General features: G+C 65.0%; 13 protein-coding genes, 1 tRNA gene and 1 pseudogene. 7 read left to right on the forward strand and 8 right to left on the reverse strand.

The genetic code is table 11. From position 1 onward, the window contains the following. On the forward strand, positions 1-327 hold a 327-nt coding region (locus E1809_RS25245), incomplete at its 5' end, for an OpcA/G6PD domain-containing protein (RefSeq protein WP_205754330.1). Positions 328-364: 37 nt separating this feature from the next. Further along, the gene (locus E1809_RS25250; RefSeq protein WP_133206978.1) at positions 365-802 is read left to right on the forward strand and encodes a VOC family protein; all 438 of its coding nucleotides are present in this window, start codon (positions 365-367) and stop codon (positions 800-802) included. Positions 803-886: 84 nt separating this feature from the next. On the opposite strand, the gene E1809_RS25255 is transcribed toward E1809_RS25250, so the two are convergent. Then, positions 887-1,939, reverse strand: coding sequence for a LacI family DNA-binding transcriptional regulator (locus E1809_RS25255; RefSeq protein ID WP_235835777.1), 1,053 nt, complete (start codon positions 1,937-1,939; stop codon positions 887-889). A gap of 148 nt (positions 1,940-2,087) precedes the next feature. Between E1809_RS25255 and E1809_RS25260 the strand changes: the two genes are divergently transcribed. Next, positions 2,088-3,275, forward strand: coding sequence for a Gfo/Idh/MocA family protein (locus E1809_RS25260; protein WP_133206980.1), 1,188 nt, complete (start codon positions 2,088-2,090; stop codon positions 3,273-3,275). Then, positions 3,272-4,291 (forward strand): sugar phosphate isomerase/epimerase family protein, encoded by a 1,020-nt coding sequence (locus E1809_RS25265; protein ID WP_133206981.1) that lies wholly within the window; start codon positions 3,272-3,274, stop codon positions 4,289-4,291. The genes E1809_RS25260 and E1809_RS25265 overlap by 4 nt, the downstream gene beginning before the upstream one ends. 88 nt (positions 4,292-4,379) lie before the next feature. Here E1809_RS25265 and E1809_RS25270 read toward each other — a convergent pair whose 3' ends face one another. Beyond that, positions 4,380-5,597, reverse strand: coding sequence for an amidohydrolase (locus E1809_RS25270; RefSeq protein ID WP_133206989.1), 1,218 nt, complete (start codon positions 5,595-5,597; stop codon positions 4,380-4,382). 336 nt (positions 5,598-5,933) lie between these two features. On the opposite strand from E1809_RS25270, the gene E1809_RS25275 reads away from it, so the two are divergent. Then, positions 5,934-7,445 (forward strand): GntT/GntP/DsdX family permease, encoded by a 1,512-nt coding sequence (locus E1809_RS25275; protein ID WP_165962498.1) that lies wholly within the window; start codon positions 5,934-5,936, stop codon positions 7,443-7,445. A 22-nt stretch (positions 7,446-7,467) separates the two neighbouring features. Here the strand turns inward: E1809_RS25275 and selB are convergent, their stop codons facing one another. From selB to E1809_RS25290, 3 genes are all read right to left on the reverse strand, one after another. Further along, positions 7,468-9,264, reverse strand: a complete 1,797-nt coding sequence (selB, locus tag E1809_RS25280) for a selenocysteine-specific translation elongation factor (RefSeq protein WP_133206982.1) — start codon at positions 9,262-9,264, stop codon at positions 7,468-7,470. 3 nt (positions 9,265-9,267) lie between these two features. Continuing rightward, positions 9,268-10,599, reverse strand: coding sequence for an L-seryl-tRNA(Sec) selenium transferase (gene selA, locus E1809_RS25285; protein WP_133206983.1), 1,332 nt, complete (start codon positions 10,597-10,599; stop codon positions 9,268-9,270). A 37-nt stretch (positions 10,600-10,636) separates the two neighbouring features. Continuing rightward, positions 10,637-10,731, reverse strand: a tRNA-Sec gene (locus E1809_RS25290). 43 nt (positions 10,732-10,774) lie between these two features. Between E1809_RS25290 and selD the strand changes: the two genes are divergently transcribed. Continuing rightward, positions 10,775-11,800, forward strand: a complete 1,026-nt coding sequence (gene selD / locus E1809_RS25295) for a selenide, water dikinase SelD (protein WP_133206984.1) — start codon at positions 10,775-10,777, stop codon at positions 11,798-11,800. A 15-nt stretch (positions 11,801-11,815) separates the two neighbouring features. Here selD and nrfD read toward each other — a convergent pair whose 3' ends face one another. From nrfD to fdh, 3 genes are all read right to left on the reverse strand, one after another. Continuing rightward, on the reverse strand, positions 11,816-12,904 hold the full coding sequence (gene nrfD / locus E1809_RS25300) for an NrfD/PsrC family molybdoenzyme membrane anchor subunit (protein ID WP_133206985.1): 1,089 nt from the start codon (positions 12,902-12,904) through the stop codon (positions 11,816-11,818). Beyond that, complete coding sequence (locus E1809_RS25305) at positions 12,901-13,905, reverse strand: 4Fe-4S dicluster domain-containing protein (protein ID WP_133206986.1); 1,005 nt, start codon at positions 13,903-13,905, stop codon at positions 12,901-12,903. The genes nrfD and E1809_RS25305 overlap by 4 nt, the downstream gene beginning before the upstream one ends. A 107-nt stretch (positions 13,906-14,012) precedes the next feature. Next, on the reverse strand, positions 14,013-17,348 hold the full coding sequence (gene fdh / locus E1809_RS25310) for a formate dehydrogenase (RefSeq protein WP_165962499.1): 3,336 nt from the start codon (positions 17,346-17,348) through the stop codon (positions 14,013-14,015). 706 nt (positions 17,349-18,054) lie between these two features. Between fdh and E1809_RS25320 the strand changes: the two are divergent. Continuing rightward, positions 18,055-18,578: pseudogene (locus tag E1809_RS25320) on the forward strand (primary-amine oxidase); the annotation flags it as partial.

Below are 18,578 nucleotides of genomic sequence, written 5' to 3' on the forward strand. Positions count from 1 at the left end.
TCCCCCGTCACGGCCATCGCCGTCGAAGGCGCCTCCGACTCCCCCAGCACCCTGCTCCTGGCAGCCTGGCTCACCCTCTACCTGAACGCACCCGTCCACATCGTCGCCGACCCCGCCGGAACCGGCATCCGCCGCGTCAAACTCACCCGCGCCACCGGAGACATCCAACTCATCCGCCCCGGCCTCACCATCGCCGAACTCACCCAACCAGGCCAACCCCCACAACGGATCTCCCTCCCACGCCGCAGCCTCAAAGACTGCCTCGCCGAAGAACTCCGCCGCCTCGACCCCGACGACGTCTTCGGAGAAGTAGTCCAAAATGCTTAGTGCCGCATCCGTCCTTTCATCCGGTAGCGTGCAACCCATGACAATCAGACTCGAGAACGTAGGGATTGCCGTTCGCGACCTCGACGCAACCATCGCCTTTTTCACCGACCTTGGGCTCACCGTCGTCGGTCGCGACACGGTCAGTGGCGAGTGGACGGACACCGCCGTTGGCCTAGACGGCAACCACGCGAAGATTGCCATGCTTCAAACTCCGGACGGCCAGGGTCGCCTTGAACTCTTCGAGTACATCAACCCCCAAGCGATCGAGACGGAGCCCACCCGCCCGAACGAGATCGGCATGCACCGTGTCGCTTTCTCGGTTGAGAACATCGAAGAAGCCTTGAAAATAGCCGCAAAGCACGGCTGCCATCCGCTTCGCGGAGTGGCGAACTATAAGGACATTTACAAGCTCACGTACCTCCGCGGTCCCAGCGGCATCATCGTGATGCTCGCCGAGGAGCTGAAGAAGGATTAGGCCGAAGCCTTTCGTCAGTATGGCAATTCGGGAGCAGGTCCGAACGGTCAAGGTCCCGGACAACTCGGAAGTCAGTGCCCGCAGCTAACCGACGTTCCTGGCCCTGCCCGTAGTTTCGCGAACCACGAGGGATGGTTCGATGAGCTCTTTTCGCGGTTGCACACTGGCGTCTTGAATGCGCTCAAGCAGCGCCCGAGCCACAGCGATTCCAACAAGATCGCTTCGATTGTCCACCGATGTGATTTCGAGATACCGCGACTTGGCCAGCGGAGAGTTGTCGTAGCCGATCACAGATACGTCGCCGGGAACGGAAAGGCCCCTCACTTTCAGGGCGGCAAGGACGCCGAGCGCCATGGTGTCGTTGGCAGCGAAGATCGCCGTGGTTTCCGGAAAATGATCCAAGAGCCAACTGGCTCCCGCGTAACCGTCCTCTTCGGACGTGCCCGCCTGCTGCCCCACGACATTCGGGGCCAGGCCCGCGTCCAGCATGCTCCTCAGGTAGCCCTCCCGGCGGTGCGCCGCCGCCCCGCCGGTCCCGGAGACGTGACCGATCCGGGTATGTCCAAGATCGAGCAGATGCTGCACGGCCATTGAGCCGCCGCCGTCGTCGTCGTTCGTGATGAGATCGGCGTCCGGGAGAATGCCTGTACGCCATCCGGCGACCACCGTCGGGACCCAGGAACCGGCGGCCAGAGGACCGGATACCGGTGGACCCGACGGCATGGTGTCACTCGAATCAGCCGCAATTACCAGTCCTTCCACGTGCAAGGACAGCAGATTGTCGACAGCTTCCTTCAAGCGGTCGACTCCCGGCCTCGAGTCGGCAAGCGTGACTTGGTAACCCAGTTCAGAAAGGACCGACTCCATGCCACGGAGCAGATCTACGAACCACAGATTCCTGTAGTCATCGATCACGAGGCCTATGCTGTGGGTCCGGCTGCTGGCGAGGGTCGCCGCGGCCCGGCTCGGCCGATAACCCAGCTCTGACATCGCCGCCTGGACAGCCGCGCGCCTCTTGTCGCTCACCTTGGACGGGTTCTGCAGCACCAGGGACACCAGGGAAGGCGAGACGGCCGCGCGCTTCGCTACGTCATAGAGCGTTGGGCGGCGGGATTTGGAACTCTTCGTCGGCTTCACGCCTGATCCTCCTTGCATCTCATAAAGAATAGTAGCCTGTTATTGACAGGACATACGTACAAAGCTAACCTCAAACCAGCGCAAATTGCAGCGCTCCAAAATCTCCACGACGGGTAATGGCCCCGCGTGAATTTCGAAGGAGAAATCAATGGCTGAGAGCCTCGGAATCGCCGTGATCGGCGCGGGAATGGCCGGTAAGGCGCATGCGGCGGCGTACCGCACGGCGTCGACCCTGTACAACCCTGTTTTACCGCCCCTGCGGCTGGTCTCGATCGGGGATGTGAACGCCGAATTCGGTTCCCTCGCGGCGCGGCGGTTCGGGTATGAGCGCCACGACACCTCATGGCAGGCGATCGCGGAAGCCGACGATATCGACGTCGTCAGCGTCGTGATCGCGAACTCCCTGCACCGTGAGGTGGTCGAAGGGCTGTTGGCCGCCGGGAAGCACGTGCTCTGCGAGAAGCCGCTCTCGGACACGCTTGAGGATGCCCGGGCGATGGCCGACGCTGCCCGGGCCGCGGAAGCCCGAGGAACCTTGGCGCGGATCGGTTTCACGTTCCGGCGCACGCCCGGGATTGCGTACATCCGCGAACTGATCCGCACCGGCGTCCTGGGCAACGTGCTGCATTTTAGCGGCCGGTACTGGACCGATTACGGATTCAGCCCCGCCGCCCCGATGAGCTGGCGCTACAAAGGCGGCCCGGGCTCCGGTGCCCTGGCCGACGTCGGAAGCCACCTGACCTATGTGGCTGAATTCCTGTGCGGGGACATCACCTCCATCAGCGGCGGACGGCTCAGCACCGTGATCGGCAAACGCCCCCTGCCGCTGGGCGCGGTGATGGGCCACGACCACGCCGCGGTCAGCGACACGTTCGAGGCGGTCGAGAACGATGACTACGCCGCGTTCAACGCCGAATTCGGCACCGGCGCGGGAAGCTTTGAAGTCTCCCGCGTCGCGGCCGGGCACGCCAACAGCCTCAACTTCGAAGTGTTCTGCGAAAACGGCGGTGCGAAGTTCGACCAGCGCCGCCCCAACGAAATCCAGCTCTTCCTCAACGACGGAACCGGAACCGAAAACGGCTACCGCCAGGTCATCCTGGGCCCGGGCCACCCCTACATCGCCGGCGGCCTGGCCATGGACGCCCCGGAAGTCGGCTTCGGCCAGAACGACGCCTTCGGCTACCAGGCCCGTGCCTTCCTCGAAGAAATCGCCGGCCTGCCCGAAAACGACTCCCTGCCCCGCTGCGCCACCTTCGACGAAGGCGTACGCAACATGGAACTGCTCGACGCCGTCGCCGCATCCGCCCTGAACAACGGAAAGAAGATCACGCTATGAAACTCGGTGTCTACAACGCCATCCTGCACGACCGCCCCCTGCCCGAGGCCCTGAAAGTCATCGCCGACCTCGGCCTGACCGGCATCGAAATCAACACCGGCGGCTTCCTTCCCGCCACCCACGTCCCCACCATGGACGACATCCTGGTCTCAGATACCGCCCGGGATGATTTCCTGGGCATCTTCGAAGGTACCGGCGTCACCATCGCCGGGCTGAACTGCAACGGCAACCCCCTGCACCCGAAGCCCGAAATCGGCGACAAGCACGCCGAAGACATCCGCCGCTCCATCCGCCTCGCCCAGCGCCTGGGCCAGAACCGGGTGGTGACCATGTCCGGGCTGCCCGGCGGCGAACCGGGCGCCACCGTCACCAACTGGGTCGTCAACGCCTGGAACTCCGCCGCCTTGGACGTCCTGGACTACCAATGGGGCATCGCGGCAGACTTCTGGCGCGAAACCGACCGCCTCGCCGCGGACCACGGAGTCAAAGTCGCCCTGGAACTGCACCCGCAGAACATCGTGTTCAACACCGCCGACGTCCACAAACTCATCGACCTCACCGGCGCGACCCATGTCGGCGTCGAACTGGACGCCTCGCACCTATTCTGGCAGCAAATGGACCCCGTCGCCGTCGTGCGCGAACTCGGCCCCCTGATCTTCCAGGCCGCCGCGAAAGACGTCCGCGTCAACACCGCAAACGCCGCCCTCTACGGCGTGCTGGACAACAGCTTCCGCCGCCTCACCCCCGACGAGAACCGCACCAACCTCGGCGGGGACGAATGGGCCAACGAATGGCCCAAGAACTCCGCCTGGGACTTCGTCGCCCTTGGCCGCGGACACGACACCGCCTACTGGACCGAATTCCTCCGGGCCCTCCACGACGTCGACCCCAACCTGCTGGTCAACATCGAACACGAAGACACCTCCCTCGGCCGCATCGAAGGACTCCAAGTAGCAGCCCAAGTCCTCAAAGACGCCGACGCCGCACTCACCGAATCACTCAACCCCATCGCGTAGGCAAAGCAGGCAACTGGATGCCGCCGGACTATTTCCGGCGGCATCCACCTGCGAGGCCGCATCCACCTGTGATTAGCAGTCTCCGCGCCTACCTACCTTCGGCGAGATAGGAAAGCGCGGCCACAACATGGGCCTGGACGCCGATCGACAGCGTCGGGTCGATGACCGGCGCGAAGTACGGCGAATGGTTGGCCGGGATGTCCTTGGCAACCGTGCCCTTCGCAAGGGCAGCCTTGTACAACGCAGGGTCGACGCCGCCCAGGAGCCAGAACGTATAGGGAACTCCGAAAGCATCGGGGATGCGGCTGAAATCCTCGGAAGCCGTCTGCCGGGAAGCACGGACCACGGCGCCGGACCCGAAGTGGGCCGCGAAGGCCGCTGTTACCTTATCCGTCACAGCGGGATCGTTGTTGGTCAAAGGGAACTGATCGTAAAACTCGAAGTCAGGCTCCCTCGGCGAGCCCGCGCTGAAACACTCACCCCTGACGATCCGCTCGATCGCAGCCAGCACAGTTGCCCGGACGTCATTGTCGTAAGTCCGGATATTCACTAGGAGCCTTGCGCGGTCAGGGATGATGTTCGACGTCGTCCCGGCGTTGAGCGCTCCCACAGTTACAACGGCAAAGTCGCCCGGCTTCGTCTCCCGCGAAACGATCGTCTGCAATCTGAGCACGATCGACGCCGCCAGCACCACCGGGTCAACGGACATATGCGGCATCGAGCCGTGCGCACCCTTCCCATATACGGTTATCCGCAGCGAGTCCGCGGCCGAGAGGACCGGGCCAGCCGTCGTCGCGAGCATTCCCGCGGCGATCGGCATGACATGCTGGGCGAATGCGACGTCGGGCCGCGGCACTTTCGCGACGAGCCCGTCGTCGACCATTGCTTTTGAGCCCGCGCCCACCTCTTCGGCCGGCTGGAACAGGACCGTGTAGCTCCCTGACCAGGCGTTACGCCCGTGAGCCATGAGTTTCGCCGCGCCGAGCAAAGCGCTGACGTGCATATCGTGCCCGCACGCGTGCATCACGCCGTCGACCTCGGACGCATAAGGCAACCCCGTCGCCTCGGCGACGGGAAGAGCGTCCGTGTCCGCCCGCGCGAGGACCGCTCGACCGCGTCCGTTCTCCAGGACTCCTACGACGCCGGTGCCTCCGATGCGTGTCACGGAATAGCCGAATGCGGCGAGCCTTTCCTCGACGAGCTTCGATGTCCGGCTTTCCTGGAGGCTCAGCTCGGGATGCCGGTGGAGATCGGAGTAAACATCCCGGATCCAGCCAAGTTCGGCATCAAGTCCGGCCAAAACCATATCCAGGCTGCTCACGCGAATCTCTCCTTCTTGGAGGCCGGGCGTGTGATGCCCCTTCGAGTCGGAGCCTTACACAGTTCCAAGGATCCCAGCACTTTGCCCTCGAATCCATCCTTGGCGAACTTCGGTGACACCCCCGAGTTTGTGGACAGCTCGCACCCCTTAAGGCCGCTCTTAACGGGTGCGAGCTGTACACAAACTCCGGGTTCTCTATGGAAGTGAGACTCCAGCACTGCAAAGATGGGCACCATGGAGCCCCTGGACCGGCCATGCCGGGTCGGGCATTATCCGCAGTAGCAAGTTCGGCGCATAGCCGGGCGGAACAGGACGAGAACCATGAACGGAATCTCCATCCTCACCAGGCCCCTCACCGGGGTCGCCACAGACGCCACAACAGACGCGATGCATCAGCCATGGACCGGCCATGACACCCAGGTGCTTATTGTGGCGGCCGTCGGTATCGCAATCGTTGTCCTGCTGATCGTCTGGGCAAAGATCCATGCATTCCTGGCGCTGAGCATCGGCGCACTGTTCGTCGGTATTGCCTCCGGGATCGCCTTGGACAAAGTGACCACGTCCTACGAAAACGGCGTTGGCGGGGTACTTGGATACGTCGGCGTCCTCATCGCATTGGGAGCCATGCTAGGCAAACTCTTGGCCGATTCCGGCGGTGCCGACAAGATCGTGGACACCCTCCTCCATGGGAAGCCAGCAACGCTGCCCTGGAAGATGGCGCTCATCGCCGGAATCATCGGCATCCCCATGTTCTTCGAGATCGGCCTTGTCCTGCTGATCCCGGTTGTAATGCTCGCCGTGCACCGTTCCCAGGGCGCGGCGATGCGCCTGGGCATCCCGGCCCTCGCCGGCCTGTCAGTACTCCACGGGTTCATCCCGCCGCACCCCGGGCCGCTCGCGGCAATCGGCATCCTGCACGCCAATGTCGGCGTGACTCTTGCTTTCGGGCTGCTCATAGCTGTTCCGACCGTCATCATCGCCGGTCCTGTGTTTGGCCGCCTTGCCGCGCGGATGGTCCCGATCGGGGCTGCAGGTGCGGGCCTGGCCGTCACCGTCGCAGCCGACGGGAATGCCCGGGCAGGCGGGCCCGGTGCCCGCAGTGCACACACGGACGTTGAACACGGCGAGGTGCCCCGCGGTACTGCACAGGATCCGAACGCCACCCGCAGCCCGTCCTTTGCGTGGACCTTGGTCACGCTGCTCTCCCCGTTGGTGCTGATGCTGATCAAAGCCGCGGCAGACATCTGGGTAGACAAATCCGCCGCAGTCAGGCCCTTGCTGGACTTCATCGGCGACCCGGTGTTCGCATTGCTCGTTGCGCTGCTCCTCGCCATGGTCACGTTCGGCACATCGGTCGGCTTTTCCGCCTCAACCCTGACGACGAAGATCGGCCAGAGCCTCCTGCCGATCGTCGGGGTAATGCTCATCGTCGGCGCTGGCGGCGCTTTCAAACAGGTCCTGGTGGACGGCGGTACGGGCACAGCGATCGCCAAGATCGCCGTCGCCGCCAGTTTGTCGGCCCTGGTGCTCGGATGGATCATCGCCGTGCTGATCCGCCTCGCCACTGGTTCCGCAACGGTTGCAACCGTGACGGCCGCAGGTATCATCGCGCCCCTCGCAACGGGTTTGGCGCCAGCTCAGCTAGCCCTGGTAGTTCTCGCTATCGGTGCCGGCTCGCTGTTCTTCTCCCACGTCAACGATGCCGGCTTCTGGCTCGTCAAGGAATACTTCGGCCTGACGGTCGGGCAAACAATCAAGACCTGGTCAGTCATGGAAACCATCATTTCCATACTGGGATTCGGATTGACCTTGTTGCTGTCCTTGTTCGTCTGACTTTGCCTGGGCCCACCCCGAGTCATCGCACCACCGTCCGGTGCCCGGCATCCAATCGCCGGGTCCAGCCGCGCGCGTCGAGATGTTCGAGCAGTGGAACCGCGACCCGCCGTGTCGTGTCGAGCGCCTGTCGCGCCTCGCTCGTGGTGAAAGGCTGCTCCAGGCGGGCGAGGGCACGCATGGCAAAAGCCGGGGCCGAAGGCAGCAGCACCACTCCGTCCCGCAGCCGCAACACGCGCCCCGCGCGTTCGGCGGCGGCGAGTTCCCGGGCGCCGAGGCCAAGGGCGGCAAGCTGATCGGACTCCGGGGCCTGGAACGCATGTGCGGCAAGCCTGCGTTCCAGCTCGGCGACTGCCGGTTCGACGGCGCCAAGGTCGCCTTGGCTGCCTGGCAGCCGGACGTGGCCGCCGTCCTGTTCCAGTCCCGCACCGCGGATGACGTGGGCAAGCAACCTCTCATCGGGCAACTCGAGCAGGTCCCTGGCCGCACCCATGGAAAGGCCCGGGGCCAAATAGTCGCGCTCCTGCAGCGCCCGAACCGCGCGGTTCAGCTTTTGCTGCCACGCCTCGAGGACAGGGTCATGTACCCACCACTCCCCTAGAGCCCGGACACCGGCGGGGATTTCGCCGTCGTGCCCGGACAGCAGCCCGAGCCGCCGCAGATGTTCTTCCTTCACCGCACCGCGGGCCGCTACTTCTCCGAGCACGTCGCCGGCCGAATCCATGCCTGCAAGCCTCTCCGCCCAGTGGGCGCCGTCGCCGCGCCGGCGCAGGGCAGGCGGGTCGCCGTCGAGGATGCGGGCGCCGCCCAGCACCAAGCGGCTTCCCGGGTCACGAAGCACCAGGCGGTCGCCGAGAACCAGCGGCAAGTGCCTGTCAAGGACGAGCCTGGCGTTGTCGGCATCGAAGGCGCGCAGCCGCGCAGGTACCGATGCGGTTCCGACGTGCACCATGAGTTGCTCCGGCGCCTCGGTGTACGGCACCCCGGTGGTCCGCCTGATGCCGATGACGCCGGTTGTGGGCCATGCATCGGGGGTCACCAGCGCGTCGCCGCGGCGGATATCCGTCGCCGAAATGTCGCGCAGGTTCAACGCCACTCGGCTGACCGGCCCCACCGCGGGGTATGAAGTGTCGCAGCTTTGCAGGCCACGGACCACGACGGACCGGGAATCAAGGTGTCCGAGCATCTGCAGCCGGTCACCTTGGGCGATCGTCCCGGCGGCCAGTGTCCCGGTCACGATGGTCCCGGAACCGGTGATGGTGAATGAGCGGTCCACCCACAACCGGACCCGTCCGGAAGTCGTGGGAGAAGGCACGCCGGCCAGGACGCCGTCGAGCGCTGCGCGCAAGTCAGCCAGGCCGGTGCCGTCGACGGCGGAAACGGTGACCGCCGGCGCATCGTTCAGCCCGGTCCCGGCCAGCTCGGCACGGGTCCTTGCGAGCACCTCGCCGATCCGCTCCCGGGACGCGCGGTCGGCGCGGCTCAGGACGACGACGCCGTGTTCAATTCCTAGCGCGGCGACCGCGTCCCGGTGGTCGCTCGACTGCGCTTGCCAGCCTTCGTCGGCAGCGACGACGAAGCAGACCACGGGTGCCGGCCCGATTCCGGCAAGCATGTTGCCGAGAAATCGTTCATGCCCAGGCACGTCCACGAAAGCAACATCCTGTCCGGACGGCAACCTTGTCCAGGCATACCCGAGGTCAATGGTCAGCCCGCGGCGCCGTTCCTCCTCCCAGCGGTCCGGCTCCATTCCGGTCAGGGCGCGAACGAGAGTGCTCTTGCCGGAATCGACGTGTCCGGCGGTAGCGACGACGTGCACGGTTCAGCCAGCCCTTCCTTCACCCGCAACCTCGAGGTCCGCCAGAGCCTGCCGGACCGCGTAGAGCAGCCGTTCATCGTCGCCTTCGGGCACGCACCGCAGGTCGACCAGGCAGGAACCGTCGTGGACGCGAGGCAGCACAGCCGGGTCACCGGCCCGCAGAAGACGCGCAACTCCCTCAGGAAGCCGGAGCGCCCATCCCGGCAGGGCAACGCCGGGCGCGCCGCCGCCGCCGACCCTGCCTTCATGCGCCACTACGGGTACCCCGAGCGCTTGGGCGAGCGTGTCCGTGCGGCGCCGCAACTGCCCGACGTCGGCGTGCAGCGCCTCGACGACGGGCGGCGGTTCGCCCGCAATAGTCGCCTCCAGCGCTGCGAGCGCGAGTTTGTCGGCCCGGACTGCCCGGGCGAGCGGGTGGCGAGCCAATTGGGTGATGATTTCCTTGCGTCCAAGCAGCAGACCTGCCTGGGGACCGCCCAGCAGTTTGTCGCCGCTGGCGGTAACGACGTCGGCACCGTCCGCCAAGGCGGTGGCGGCGTCGGGTTCGTGCGGCAGGTGCGGGTCGGGGGCCAGCAGCCCGCTCCCGAGATCGGCGACGAGGGGTATTCCGTTTGCCTTTGCCAGCGGGCCCAGCTCGTCCAATGGAACAGCGGAGGTGAACCCGTCGACACGAAAGTTGCTTGGGTGGACCTTGAGAACGCAACCGGTGTCCGGCCCGACGGCGGCTGCGTAGTCGCGCAGGTGCGTGCGGTTGGTGGTGCCCACTTCATGGAGCCTTGCGCCAGTCGACGTTATGAGGTCCGGCAGCCTGAAGCCGGCGCCAATCTCGACAAGTTCGCCGCGGCTCACCACGACTTCGCGGCCGGCGGCAAGTGCTGTGGTTGCCAGGACCAGTGCCGCGGCCCCGTTATTGACCACCAGGGCATCCTCGGCGGCGGGACACGCCGCGAGCAATGCGGCCCGGGCGCCGGCACCCCGGGACGAGCGGCTGCCATCGCCGAGATCCAGCTCGACGTCGACGTAGCCGCTGGCTGCGACAACTGCTTCGATAGCGGCGGCCGAAAGCGGGGCGCGTCCGAGGTTGGTGTGGACAATGACGCCTGTTGCGTTTAGAACCGGGCGCAGGGTGGTCGCCCTCCGCGCGGCGACGGCGGCCAAAAGGGCCGATGCCACTTGGCCGGGTGCGAGTTCACCTCGCCGCGATTGCTCCTGGAAATGCTGTACGAGATCGCGGATGACGCGTCCGTTCAACCGTGTCCCGGCCTCGCGGACGCCTGGGAGTTCCAGCAACTCATTCGTGCGGGGAATCAGGCGGCGGGGATCGACGTGGTCCACAGCCCCTCCTCGCTCCGCGGCATTGCCTGCCGGTGGTTGGCGGTGGCGGACGGGAATCGAACCCGCCAGGCCGAGATGCTCGGCCTCACCGGTTTTGAAGACCGGGGAGCCCACCAGGACCCGGACGCCACCGCGCCTCAATATAGCAGGTTGCCTACGGGAGTACGCTAGGCGAATGAGTGACGCCCGAACGTCAAATCCGGCCATAGATCAGAGCGCTGCCGGCGCGCCCCGGCTGACTGCTTACGCCCATGGAGGGGGCTGCGCGTGCAAGATTCCTCCCGGCGAGCTTGAAGAAGCGGTTCGCGGCCTTACCGGTCAAGCGGGCGCGGACGTGCTGGTCGGCCTGGATAGCGGCGACGACGCGGCAGCAGTCTTGGTGCGCGACGACCTGGCGGTCCTCTCCACCGCCGACTTCTTCACTCCCGTTGTGGACGATCCCTTTGACTGGGGCAGGATTGCGGCGGCCAATGCACTTTCGGATATATACGCGATGGGCGGCCGCCCCATCATGGCGATCAACCTCCTGGGCTGGCCCCGCGGCGTGCTCTCGCCGGACTTGATGACCGAAGTCCTCCGCGGCGGTATGAGCATTGCCTCGGCGGCGGGCTGCCCCGTGATCGGCGGGCATTCCATTGACGATCCGGAACCGAAATACGGCATGGCGGTTACCGGCGTCGCCCCTCCCGAGCAGCTCATGCGCAACGACGCCGCCAAGCCCGGTTTGCCGATCACGCTCACCAAGCCGATCGGCGTCGGACTCCTCAACAACCGGCACAAGCAGACCGGTGAGGTGTTCGCCGAAGCGGTAGCGACCATGGCGAGCCTCAACCGCGACGCCTCCGAGGCCGCGATGGCGGCTGGCGTGCAGGCGGCCACCGATGTGACAGGCTTTGGCTTGCTGGGACACCTCTACAAGATGGTCCGTGCCTCCGGTGTGGGCGCAGTGATCGATCTGAACGCGGTACCGCTCGTCGACGGCGCCCGGCAGGCGCTGCGGGATGGCTTTATTTCCGGCGGGACCCGGCGCAATCTCGATTGGGTTCGACCGCAATTGCACGCCGGTCCCGGGATCACCGAAGACGATCTGCTGCTTCTTGCCGACGCGCAGACCTCCGGCGGACTACTCGTCGTCGGCGAATTGCCCGGGCACCCCGTGATCGGCCACACCACAACCGGGAAAGGCATCGAAATCCGCTGAATCACCGCTCGCCGGTCACTTGGCGGTAGTGATCGCGTCATCAACAATGCCGGCCGCGCGACGTGCGGCGAGGCGCTTCTTTTGGGGCTCGATCGTGTACCGCGGGTCCTTCGCCGACTCAAGGCCGGCCTCGAACACGCCGAACCGCGTCAAAGCCGAAGCGCCCAGCAACGCCAGTCCCGAAACTGCAGCAACTACGCGGTTTCGTCCGCCGAGCAGGGCCCCCAAGCCACCCGCGACGGCCAAACGCTCACTCCATTTGAGCATGGCACCTGCCTTGCCCTCGTGCAGGGGCTCGGCTGCCACGGGATCCATCCGACGTTCCATGACCCGCATTGCCACCACGTCGCCCACTACGCCCAACGCGGCAAGCTTCCGGGCCGGAGCCGCCTCGGCTACCGGCGTCGTGATCATCGCGAGTCCCGCAGATGCGAGCGCGGCCGAACTGACAAAGACGAACGGCAATTCCTCATGCCCGGCATTCCAGGTCGGCGTCGCCGTGTCACCGAGCAGGACCGCCGTGTACGCGGCGAGGGGTCCGGCGAACAGTGCCGCTTCGATGCCGGCCGGCCCCTCGGCCGCTTGCAGGACTGTCCGCAACGGGCCGAGCGGCAGGCGCATCCCGCTGAGTCGGTCAATTTCCGCCACCGCCGAGACTGCCGTGCCGGCGCTGAACGCGCTGAGAATCCACGAGCCCACGCTCATCGGCGATGTCACCTTGAAGGTACGGAGCATGTTCAGGAATCGTTCCGGCCGGCCCAGGTCCTTCACCAAAGCAACTGCGCCGAGGCTCACTGCCGTTAAAGCGCTCAGGCGGGCATTCCGGCAAAGCGTCGGCCGACCGGTCAGTTGGCCGCCGAGGCCAAGCAGGGCCGATCCGCCCGCGACGCCGCCCAGGAACAGGTAGATGGCGACGTCGTCGCCCCACGGAGCGGGTTTGACCACCGGTCGTCCGTAATAGGAGGTGAATTCCGGCTCCGGAACCATGGGCATTTCCCGGGAACCGTCACCATTCCCGCGACGGCCCGGGCCACGCTTTTCACCGGGCCGGCGACGGCGGGGAGGCTCCGGCGGCCGGAAGCTATCAAATTCAGAATGGGTCACGCCCGTCCTCCCAGGAAGGCCACCGCAGCTGCCGCGAGCATGCCCGCCACTGCGACGCCGGCGCGCCGGTACATCCGAGGCAGGTCGGCTGTGGGCACTCGAGGGTCCGGCGGGAGTCCGTAAACCTCCGGTTCGTCGAGGAGCAGGAAGACCGACCCGGTTCCGCCCACGCCGTCGAGCTCGTTAGCGCCATAAAGCCGCGCTTCCGTGAGTCCCTTCGCGTGAAGCTCGGCCACCCGTTCCCGGGCCGTCTGCACCATGTCCTCGTGGTCGCCGAACTTGATGGACGTCGTCGGGCACGCCTTGGCGCAGGCCGGCGTCTCGTCGGTGAGCAGCCGGTCGTAACACAGCGTGCACTTTTGGGCGACGCCGACGTTGGGGACCGCCGGATGCTCGGCGTGCTGCTCCTCCCGCTGGGCGGCGACGGCGGCTGTCCCGTCGCTGCGGCGCTCAATTACTCCGAAAGGGCATCCGGCCACGCAAGTTCCGCAGCCGTTGCACACATCGTCCTGCACCACTACCGTGCCGAATTCCGTGCGGAAAAGCGCGCCAGTGGGGCAAACGTCGAGGCACCCAGCGTGCGTGCAATGCTTGCAGACGTCGGAGGACATCAACCACCGGAAGTCGGGCGTGTCCGGTGGCGTCGTATCAACCTCCGACAGATCCAGCGGGTCAGGCTCGCTGGGAGGGCCGATCCGGGGCATGCCAAGGTTGACGAGGGCGCGCCCGGATTCCCGCGCCTCCGCAATCCGCTCCTGGCCCTGCTCGACGAAGGCGACATGCCGCCATGTGCTCGCGCCCAACGCGCCGGTGTTGTCGTACGAGGAACCGAGCAACTCCAGGTTTCCGTCGCGCGGATTGTGGTTCCACTCCTTGCACGCCACCTCACATGCCTTGCAACCGATGCAGATGGAGGTGTCCGTGAAGAAGCCCTGGCGCGGATGGTTGTGCTCCCAGTGGGCATCGACAGTGGGATCGGTCGGTCCGGACAACTGGCCCATCTAGTCCTCCAAGGTCGAGTCGGCACCCGGACCCCTGCCCGAAAGCAGGGCGAGTCCGGGCGGGGCAAAGTGTGCTTCGGTTGCGGCGGCAACGGTCTCGGTCATTATCACGGTCCGCCCTCGGCGCTGCCGCCCTCACCCGTGTCTTCCGCGCCGATGCCTTCCGCGGCCGGATCGGTCACCGCACTGTTTCCGGTCGCTATTGTCGTTCCGGAACGTGCCTGGTACTCGGCCACCAAAGCGAGCAAATCCGCGCCGCGGGGGCGCCTGCCCGGGCGGATGTCACAGGACGCCACCTTCGATTCCTGGATTTGGACGTTGGGGTCCAGCGTCACGCCGAGCAGATCGTTGGCTGCGTCCCCGCTGACGACGGCGTTCGAACCGACTCCCCAGTGATAGGGCAACCCGATCTGGTGGACGGTGTGGCCGCCGACGACCAACGGTGTCATCCGTTCGGTCACAAGTACCCTGGCCTCGATGGCGGAGCGGGGTGAAATGATCGTGGCCCATCCGTTGGGCTCGAGCCCGCGTTCAGCGGCGAGCTCGGGTGACACCTCGCAGAACATTTCCGGTTGCAGCTCCGAAAGGTACGGCAACCAGCGGCTCATCCCGCCGGCAGTATGGTGCTCCGTGAGCCGGTAGGTGGTGAAGACGAATGGATACACGTCCACGCCACTGGTCCCGGCGCTTGGCGCGCTGAGGTTGTCCGCACGAGGGAACACGAGTCTGGCAGGACTCTGCTGTTGCCTGTACAGCGCATTGGCCACCGGCGACTCTTGGGCCTCGTAGTGGGTCGGGAGCGGACCGTCGACGAGGCCGGTGGGCGCGAACAACCAGCCCTTACCGTCGGCCTGCATGATGAAGGGGTCATCTCCGCTGAGTGCAGCCGGACCGCCAAGGTCGGGATCGGGGTGGCTGCCCGGGGCCCGGTCAACCGGGAAGTCGGGCACGTCGTCTCCAACCCACCGTCCCTGCTCCTGGTCCCACCAGATGTACTTCTTCCGCTCGCTCCACGGTTTACCCTCGGGGTCCGCTGACGCCCGGTTGTAGAGGATCCGGCGGTTGGCCGGCCAAGCCCAGCCCCATTCCGGAGCCGCAGGTCCCTGCTCCCGGCCCGGCTTTCGACTGGCGGCATGGTTGATGCCGTCAGCGTACACACCGGTATAGATCCAACAGCCTGCCGACGTCGAGCCGTCCGGACGCAGCTGGGTGAACGCGGAGAGCGGTTTGCCGGCGTCGGGGCCATAAAGGTACCGGCCGTTGATCTCGGCAAGCACTGCCTCCGCATCCGGATCACCGTGCTCGTCCGTGGGATAGTCCCAGGTCAGGTCAAGCAGCGGACGGTCGCGTTCATCGTCCGAACCGGCGAGCTTTGCACGGATCCGCTTGCCAAGCTCATAGAAGAACTGCAATTCGCTCTGGCACTCCCCCGGCGGCGCGACCGCCTGGTGGCGCCACTGCAGCAGCCGCTGGGTCTGCGTAAACGAGCCCGCCTTCTCCACGTGGGTTGCTGCCGGCATGAAGAACACCTCGGTCTCGATGTCCTCGGTGCGCAGTTCCCCGGATTCGATCTCCGGGCCTTCCTTCCACCACGTCGCCGATTCGATAAGGTTGAGGTCGCGTACCACCAGCCACTTCAAATGGGACATGCCCATCCTTTGCATGCGGCCGTGGGCCGAGCCGACTGCTGGATTCTGTCCAAGCAGGAAGTAGCCCTCTATCTTGTCCTCGAGCATGCCCATCACGGTCTCATAGGTGCCGTGCGCTCCCGTGAGCCTCGGGAGGTAATCGTAGGCCCAGTCGTTCTCCGCGCGGGCGGCATCGCCCCACCACGCCTTCAACAGGCTGATGGTGTAGGCATCGGCGTTCGCCCAATAGCCCTTCTGCTTCTTCGACGCGATTGCATCGAGGTATTTGCTGAGCGTGTCGTGCCTGCCCGCGCTGGGCACCGGCAGGTAGCCGGGAAGCAGGTTGAAGAGGGTTGGAATGTCCGTGGAACCTTGGATGCTGGCGTGGCCACGCAGGGCCATGATTCCACCGCCCGGCCGCCCCACGTTTCCGAGGAGGAGTTGAAGGATGGCTGCAGCCCGGATGAACTGCGTTCCGAGCGAGTGCTGGGTCCAGCCGACGGCATAGGCGAAGCAGGTTGTCCGTTCGCGTCCTGAGTTTTCCGTGATCGTACGGGCCAAGTACTCGAAGTCCGCCGCATCGATGCCGCACATATCCCGCACCATCTCCGGCGTGTAACGGGAGTAATGCCGCTTGACTATCTGGAACACGCTCCGGGGATCCTGCAAGGTATCGTCCCGGTGCACCTGGGCGTGTTCCAAGGACGGGCCGCCGCTGCCGAATTGGTCACCAGCTGCACGAGCCGAAGTGCCGGAGCCATGTTCCGCGCCGGGCCCGGGCTCATCGATAACGTCGCCAGTCTCTTCGGCATACGACCATGACGCGGTGTCGTACGCTCCGGTCTTCGGGTCGAAGCCGGAGAATAGTCCGCCAAGATCCTCCGTGTCCCGGAAATCTTCGTGAACCAGGGTCGCAGCGTTGGTGTATGCGGTGACGTACTCCTTGAACCAGAGGTCGTGGCTGATGACATAGTTGATGAGCGCACCCAAGAGGACAACGTCAGAGCCTGCGCGGATCGGAATGTGCTTGTCCGCCACCGCGGAAGTACGCGTGAAACGGGGATCGACGTGGATCACCTTCGCACCGCGGGCCTTCGCCTCAGCGACCCACTGGAATCCCACAGGATGGCATTCGGCCATGTTTGAACCCTGAATGATGATGCAGTCGGCGTTTGCCATGTCTTGCAGCGATTGCGTAGCACCACCGCGTCCAAACGAGGCTCCCAAACTGGGAACCGTGGCGGAGTGTCATATGCGGGCTTGGTTCTCGGTCTGCACCGCCCCGGCGGCCGTGAACAACTTCTTGATCAGGTAGTTTTCCTCGTTGTCCAAGGTTGCCCCGCCCAGCGAGGCAATGCCCATCGTCCGGCGCAATAGCCGGCCGTGCTCGTCCTCCTGCTGCCACGTCCTGCGGCGCGTCTCGATGAACCGGTCCGCAACCATGTCGATTGCGGTCTCCAAATCCAGGTACTCCCAGCGCGCGGAGCGTGGGGCACGGTAAAGCACGCGCGTCTGCCGTCCGGGAGAGTTGACCAACTGCTCGCTGGCCGAGCCCTTCGGACATAGCCGACCACGCGAAATGGGGGAATCCGGGTCGCCTTCGATCTGGACCACTCTCTCGTCCTTGACATACACGCGCTGTCCGCAACCTACGGCGCAATACGGGCACACGCTTTGTACAACCCGGTCAGCAGTGGATGTCCTCGAGGCGATCGCTTTTGTCCTTGATGACGTAACGGACGGCCCACGGCCCAGAAGATCGCCCGTGCTTAATTGCCGGACGACCGGCCATTGAAGAAAACTCCGCGGCGCCATTTCAGGAGCATATCCCAAAGCAAGGCACGAGGGACAGGACGAATTTGCCCCTCTCTCGGCCACCCTCCCGGGCTGTCCTTCACAAGGCGTCCGCCTGGCCAGGGGTCAGTCACAACGAGCGCGAGTCCCGGCGTACCCCTCGGGAGTTACCCGTTCGGATAGGGATATTCACCACAACAGTCTCAACGGGTAGTCACGACGGTGTTGCAAGCAAATGTTTCCGGGATGTTACACGTCATGAGAAACATTCGGCCCTAATTTCTCACAAAATGCTCTCGCGCTAATGTCACTGACCCCGGTACTCTCGTATGCACAGCAGACAGAACAATTTACTCACTCGCAGCAGACCCACAATTGCAAATACCGAAAACTCGACTCGCAGTCGCACTCAAGGGAGAGCTTGACTGACCCCAACGAGGTCGAGGACATGACAGCAAAGACGCCCACCAGGCACACAGCCGAGCTCGGGAAATGCAAAGGTGCCAGCTACTGCGCCAACCAAAGCGGCCGACGTGAGGTAACCACGAATTATCGGCAACGGCCCGGACCATCAGCGTGTACCTCCAGGGCGCCAAGTCCGAACCTTGGCCTCCCCCCTATCAAAAAGATCCTCAATTACCCATGGGTATTTCGGCGCCGAATAGATAAATGCAGTGAGCAACTATTCGCATCCGGATAATCCCGAAATAGAAGCAAGGAGTAACTCATGACCATCGAAGAAACCGAAGCGGGTAGGGCTGTTGCGGGGGCTGGGGCCCGTCCGTTTGAGCAGTTGTCGCGTGATGAGCTGGCGCGGGTTGTTGGTGTCCTGAAGTCGGGGCCGGCGGCCGGGGAGAGTTTCCGGTTCAGTAGTGTGTCGTTGCATGAGCCGGCCAAGGCGGCGTTGCGGGCCGGCAGTTTCAGCCGTGAGGCTGAGGTGGTGTTGGTGGACCGCGACACGAATCTTGCCTATGAGGCGATCGTGGATGTGCCCTCGTCCACGATCACGCGGTGGGTGGAGTTGCCGGCCGGGACGCAGCCGCCGATCATGGCTGATGAGTTTGCCGAGTGCGAGGCCGCGGTGGTCGCGTCGCCGCTGGTGCAGGAGGCGTTGGCCAAGCGTGGCATCACGGACATGTCCCTGGTGTGTGCCGAGCCGTGGTCGATCGGGTACTGGGGTGAGGACCAGGGCGGCAAGCGGATCATGCGTGCGTTGATGTTCACGCGTTTGGAGCCGAACGATAACCCGTA

The organism is Arthrobacter terricola, from assembly GCF_004354015.1.
GTDB classification, from domain to species: domain Bacteria; phylum Actinomycetota; class Actinomycetes; order Actinomycetales; family Micrococcaceae; genus Arthrobacter; species Arthrobacter terricola.

Bases quoted from the DNA above. Each gene is read 5' to 3' on its own strand.
- E1809_RS25250 (WP_133206978.1), top strand. From the start codon at position 365: ATGACAATCAGACTCGAGAACGTAGGGATTGCCGTTCGCGACCTCGAC.
- E1809_RS25260 (WP_133206980.1), top strand. From the start codon at position 2,088: ATGGCTGAGAGCCTCGGAATCGCCGTGATCGGCGCGGGAATGGCCGGT.
- E1809_RS25265 (WP_133206981.1), top strand. From the start codon at position 3,272: ATGAAACTCGGTGTCTACAACGCCATCCTGCACGACCGCCCCCTGCCC.
- E1809_RS25270 (WP_133206989.1), bottom strand. From the start codon at position 5,597: ATGGTTTTGGCCGGACTTGATGCCGAACTTGGCTGGATCCGGGATGTT.
- E1809_RS25275 (WP_165962498.1), top strand. From the start codon at position 5,934: ATGAACGGAATCTCCATCCTCACCAGGCCCCTCACCGGGGTCGCCACA.
- selD (WP_133206984.1), top strand. From the start codon at position 10,775: ATGAGTGACGCCCGAACGTCAAATCCGGCCATAGATCAGAGCGCTGCC.
- E1809_RS25305 (WP_133206986.1), bottom strand. From the start codon at position 13,905: ATGGGCCAGTTGTCCGGACCGACCGATCCCACTGTCGATGCCCACTGG.